4 protein-coding genes are annotated in these 5,791 nt (G+C 72.0%); all 4 read left to right on the top strand.

The genetic code is table 11. The annotated features are described in order from the left end of the window. Window positions 1–2,305: AAA family ATPase (locus RWX45_RS02650; RefSeq protein WP_316022239.1), on the top strand; the 2,305-nt coding region annotated here is incomplete at its 5' end. Window positions 2,306–2,409: 104 nt separating this feature from the next. Beyond that, on the top strand, window positions 2,410–2,736 hold the full coding sequence (locus tag RWX45_RS02645; RefSeq protein ID WP_316022238.1) for a hypothetical protein: 327 nt from the start codon (window positions 2,410–2,412) through the stop codon (window positions 2,734–2,736). A 68-nt stretch (window positions 2,737–2,804) separates the two neighbouring features. Continuing rightward, a complete protein-coding gene (gene ftsY, locus RWX45_RS02640) occupies window positions 2,805–3,968 on the top strand; it encodes a signal recognition particle-docking protein FtsY (protein ID WP_316022237.1) in 1,164 nt (387 codons plus the stop codon). A gap of 133 nt (window positions 3,969–4,101) precedes the next feature. Continuing rightward, window positions 4,102–5,791: signal recognition particle protein (gene ffh, locus RWX45_RS02635; RefSeq protein WP_316022236.1), on the top strand; the 1,690-nt coding region annotated here is incomplete at its 3' end.

Genomic DNA, 5,791 nt, shown 5'->3' with positions numbered 1-5,791 from the left:
TGCCGACCTGGCTGCAGCCCGGGACGCCGTGGCCACCGCCACCGACGCCCGCCGTGAGGCCGCCGCCGAACTCGCCACCTGGACCGCCCGCCGCGACGCCCTTGCCCTGTCCCTCACCGCCCAGGACGCCACCGCAGAGCTGGCCGACGCCGGCCTGCCCGGAATCCTCGGCCCCCTCGCCGGATCGGTGACCGTCACCCCCGGCTGGGAGAACGCCCTGGCCGCGCTGCTCGGCGAGCTGGCCGGGGCCGCCGTCGTCGCCGACGCCGACGCCGCCGTTGCCGCGCTCACCCACGCGCGCCAGGCCGACAGCGGCAGGCTGCGGCTGGTCATCGCGAACGGCCCCGACGCCGCCGCTCCGACCGCCGCCGCGCCAGCCGGGACGCAGGCCGCCGCCCAGCTCATCACTGCTGACTCGCAGGCGCTCCACCGTGCCCTGGCCGGTCTGCTGGAAGGCGCCTGGGTGACCGCGGACTTGGAGGGCGCCCGCGCCGTGCGCGAGGTGCTCCCCGAGGCGGTCGTGGCCACCCGCGACGGCGACGTGCTGGCCCCCGCTTGGGCCACAGGGGCCGGGGAGGCGGGCTCTTCCGTCCTGGCGTTGGCGGCCGCTCATGAGGAAGCAGTCGCGCAGGCCGAGGCCGCTGCCGCAGCCGAGACCGGTGCCGACGCGGACCTGGCCTCCGCCCGCGCCGCTGAGAGTGCCGCCCGCGCCGCCGTGGCCGAGGCGTTGGAGCATCTGCGTGCCGCTGACGCGGCGGCCGCCCGCGTGGCGGAGGAGCTCGCTCGGCTCAACTCCGCCGCTCGCGCCGCCGAGGAGGAGACCGGCCGGGCCCGCCGGGTGCTGGAACGTGCCGAGTCGGAAACCGCCCAGCGCGCCGCCGAGCTCGCCTCCGCCCAGGCCGCCCTGGCCGAGGTTGAGAGCACACCGCTGTCCGCCCCCGGCGGGGGGAGCGCCGCGGAGGCGAGCACCGATGCCGAGGCGGACATCGACACGGCCATTGATGCCGCCCGCAGCGAACGCGAACAGACAGCGGCAGCCGCCCGCACCGCCCGTGCCGCCGAGACGGAGGCGCGTTTGCGCCTGCGTACCGCAGAGGAGCGGGAGAGCAACGGCCGCGGCCGCGCCGGCTCCCTGCGTGCCGCCGCCCGGCGGGAACGGGAACAGCGCGCCGCTGCCGAACGGGCCGAGGCCCTGCGCGCCCAGCGGATGACCACCGCCGCGCAGGTGCGTGACCAGGCGCGCGCCGCCGCCGACACCGCGCGCACGTGGGTGGAGCAGGCCCAGGCGCAGCGCACCCACATCGAGGCCGAACGTGCCGAGGCCTCCGCCGCCGCCGCCGACGTGCGCCGCGAGCTGGACAAACTCACCGCCGACCTGGCCGCCCTGTCCGACGCCGCCTACCGGGACGAGATCGCCCGCGCCGAGCAGAACCTGCGCCTGGAGAACCTGGCTGAGCGCGCCATGAACGAACTCGGACTCGAACTCGACGCGCTGGTGGAGGAGTTCGGGCCCCACATGCTCGTCCCGGAGATCACCGAGGACCCAGAGGAGTCCCCGGACGGGGCCGATGGCGTCGGCGCCGCGTCGGCGGCCGATCCCGCCCAGACGGGCACCTCCCCGCAGACCGGCAGGCCATACGTGCGCGCCGAGCAGGACAAGCGCCTGGCCCGCGCCAAACGCGACCTGGCGCGCCTGGGCAAGGTCAACCCGCTGGCGTTGGAGGAGCATGCGGCCATGGAGGAGCGGCACCGCTTCCTCGCCGAGCAGCTGGCCGACCTCAAACAGTCACGTGCCGACCTGCTGCACATTGTTGAGGACATTGATGCGCGCGTGGAGGAGGTGTTCGCCGAGGCCTATGCCGACACCGCCCGTGAGTTCGCCGTCGTTTTCGATCGGCTCTTCCCTGGGGGAGAGGGACGCCTCATACTCACCGACCCCGACGACATGCTCGCCACCGGCATTGACATCGAGGCCCGGCCCGCCGGCAAGAAGGTCAAGCGCCTGTCCCTGCTGTCCGGTGGGGAGCGCTCGCTCGCGGCGGTGGCCCTGCTGGTGGCGATTTTCCGGGCCCGCCCGTCGCCCTTCTACGTCATGGACGAGGTCGAGGCCGCCCTGGACGACACCAACCTCGGGCGCCTGCTCGACATCTTCACCGAGCTGCGCGCCTCGAGCCAGCTCATCATCATCACCCACCAGAAACGCACCATGGAGATCGCCGACGCCCTTTACGGCATCACCATGCGCGACGGCGTGACCCAGGCAGTCTCCCAGCGCCTCTCACACGATCCCCAGCGAACCGGTTAATGATGCTGCCGTCATGAACTGTGAGGAACACGGTGCTGCGAGGTAGGCGACACGATGGGCCTGCCTTGACGGCACAGTGACAAACGGAAGGCACAATAATGCCTATGGGCTCCATGATCTTCCCGCTCGCCGTCGTCCTCGTCGCTGCTCTCATTGTGCTCGGCCTGGTCGTTGCCGAGCGCTACCCGGTCGCCACCTGGCGTGATCGCCTGCGTGACCTGGCTGGCGTGGCCCGGGAAAAGGAAGAGCCCGTCACGGTGGTTCCGCAGGAGGCCCGTCTGGAGGACCTCATGACCGAAGACGACTCCGCGGTGTACGTCGGTACCGAATCCTTCTCCGGCCTGGTCGACGTGGTGGAAAAGGCCATGGACACCGCCGAGGCCAAGGCGGCCGAGGTGCGCCGCAACAAGCCGCTCGCCACCCGCCGCTGAGCCTGCCGGGCAGCGCCCGTGGCGAAGCTCCCGCCGCGCGCTTGCCGCCAATCGGGCATGATGGAACCATGGATCCTTTGCTGATCGTCCTCATCGTCGTCGTTGTGCTGGCCGTGGCCGGCGGAATCTGGTTCTACGCGGGCCGCAACCGCGGCGGCCAGGTGCCGCCGGAAGTGAGCGCGCACAAACCGACCAGCGCCGACGACGTCCTGCTCACCCCGCCGGTGGAGGAAGCACCTCCTCAGGCGCCCCAGGCGCCGGCCGCCACCCTGGAACGGCCCGAGTCCATCCCCGGGCGCATGCAGCGCCTGCGCTCGCGCCTGGCCGGGGCCGGCAGCTTCGGCAAGGCGATTCTCTCCGTCCTCTCACGCGGCGACCTCACCGAGGCCGACTGGGAGGAGATCGAGGACACCCTGCTCACCTCCGACCTCGGGCTTGAGGTCACCACCTCCCTCATGGACGAGCTGCGCACCCAGGCCAAGGTGCTGGACACCTCCGACCCCGACGCCATCCGGACGGTGCTGCGCGAGCAGCTGCTAGAGCTCGTCGACCCAGGCATGGACCGCTCCCTCAACCTCACCAAGCCCACCCCGGCGGACGGCTGGGATGGCGCCGGTGGTGAGCCGGCGGCCGCGGTGCTCATGGTGGGAGTCAACGGCACCGGCAAAACCACCACCTGCGGCAAACTGGCCCGCGTGCTCGTAGCCGACGGCAAAACCGCTGTCATGGGGGCGGCGGACACCTTCCGCGCCGCCGCAGCCGACCAGTTGACCACCTGGGGCGAGCGCGTCGGCGTGGACGTGGTCCGCTCCGAGAAGGAGGGGGCCGACCCCGCCTCGGTCGCCTACGATGCCGTCCGCCAGGCCGCCCGCGAGGGCGTGGACGTCGTCGTCGTCGACACCGCCGGCCGCCTGCAGAACAAGGCGGGACTCATGGACGAGCTGGGCAAGATCAAGCGCGTCATGGAGAAGGCCGCGCCGGTGGGCGAGGTATTGCTGGTTCTGGACGCCACCACCGGGCAGAACGGCATGCGCCAGGCCCAGGTGTTCTCGGAGGCGGTCGGCATCACCGGCATCGTGCTGACCAAGCTGGACGGGACCGCCAAGGGCGGCATCGTCGTCACCGTGCAAAAGGAGCTGGGTGTGCCCGTCAAGCTCGTCGGACTCGGCGAAGGCGCGGACGACCTGGCCCCCTTCGACCCCGAGGGCTTCGTCGACGCTCTGCTGGGCTGACCGGCCCGCGCTATCCTGAGCCCGCACTCAACCCTGAGGCGCCGCTGGCCAGCGCCGCGAAGCGCCTCACCGTCAGGCCGCCTGCGAGGCGGGAACAACCCATGCGCCACCCGGCGCCAAGGAAGGACACCGCGTGTTCGGCAACCTCTCCGACCGGCTTACCGCCTCCTTCAAGTCCCTGCGCGGTAAGGGCCGTCTGAGCGAAGCGGATGTGGACGCCACCGTCTCCGAGATCCGCCGCGCCCTCCTCGAGGCCGACGTCGCCCTGCCGGTGGTGCGCTCCTTCACCGCCGCGGTGCGGGAGAAGGCCAAGGACGCCACCCGCTCGCAGGCCCTCAACCCGGCCCAGCAGGTCATTCGGATCGTCAACGATGAGCTCGTTGAGGTCTTGGGGGGGGAGTCCCGGGAGATCAACTGGGCGGATCGCGGCCCCACCGTCATCATGCTCGCCGGTCTGCAGGGTGCCGGTAAGACGACGCTTGCTGGCAAGCTCGGCCGCTGGCTGAAGGGTGAGGGCAAGCGCACCCTGCTCGTTGCCTCCGACCTGCAGCGCCCCAACGCCGTCACCCAGCTGTCCGTCGTCGCCGAGCGCGCCGGGGTCGACGTATGGGCGCCCGAGCCCGGTAACGGCGTGGGCGACCCGGTCCAGGTGGCCCGCAGCGGCGTCGAGCAGGCCCGCGCCAACGGCTACGACGTCGCCGTCATCGACACCGCCGGCCGATTGGGTGTGGACGCGGAGATGATGGACCAGGCGATCCGCATCCGCGACGCCGTATCCCCCCACGAGATCCTCTTCGTCCTGGACGCCATGGTCGGTCAGGACGCCGTCAACACCTCCGTCGCCTTCCGCGATGGGGTTGGCTTCACCGGCGTGGTGCTGTCCAAGCTCGACGGCGACGCCCGCGGTGGTGCCGCCCTGTCCGTGCGCGGCGTGACCGGGGCGCCGGTGCTGTTCTCCTCCACCGGTGAGGGGCTGGACGACTTCGAGCGCTTCCACGCCGACCGCATGGCCTCCCGCATCCTGGACATGGGCGACCTGCTCACGCTCATTGAGCAGGCCGAACGCACCTTCGATGAGAAGGAGGCGGAGGACGCCGCCGCCAAGCTCGCCAGCGGCGAGTTCAGCCTGGACGACTTCCTGTCCCAGCTGCGGCAGATCCGTAGGATGGGGTCGATGAAGAAGCTGCTGGGCATGATGCCCGGCATGGGGCAGATGCGCGAGGCCCTGGAGAACTTCGACGAGCGCGAGGTCGACCGGATTGAGGCCATCGTCTGCTCCATGACCCCGGCTGAGCGGCGGGATCTGTCCATCCTCAACGGTTCGCGCCGCTCTCGCATCGCCAAGGGCTCGGGCACAACCGTGCAGGCCGTCAACGCGCTGGTGGAGCGTTTCGGGCAGGCCAAGAAGATGATGGAGGCCATGGCGGCCGGAGGCCCGGGCGGGCTGGGCGGCCCCGGCGGCATGCCCGGCATGGGATCGCTGCCCGCAGTGGGCAAGCGTTCCAAGGCCCGCCAGGCCCCCAAGGGCAAGAAACGCAAGGGCGGCAAGAAGGGACGTTCCGGAAACCCGGCTAAGGCTGCCCGGCAGGCGCGTGAGGCGGCGGCCGCCCGCGCGCAGAAGACCTCCGGCGCTCCCGAGGCGCCGGCACCCGCAGCGGCCGGCTCCGCCTTCGGCCTGGGCCAGCCCGCTGCCGCCCCGGCGGCCGCCACCTACGGCATCATGCCCACCCAGGAGACCGCCCCGGCGCAGCCGCAGGCCAGTGACGACGACGTCGCCGACGCCATGGCCGCCCTGCCCGAGGACCTGCGCCGCCACCTGGGGC

It is taken from the genome of Actinomyces sp. MRS3W (assembly GCF_032465695.1).
GTDB lineage: Bacteria > Actinomycetota > Actinomycetes > Actinomycetales > Actinomycetaceae > Actinomyces.
The sequence above is the reverse complement of the archived record's forward strand: the minus strand, read 5'-3'. Positions and strand labels throughout refer to the sequence as shown.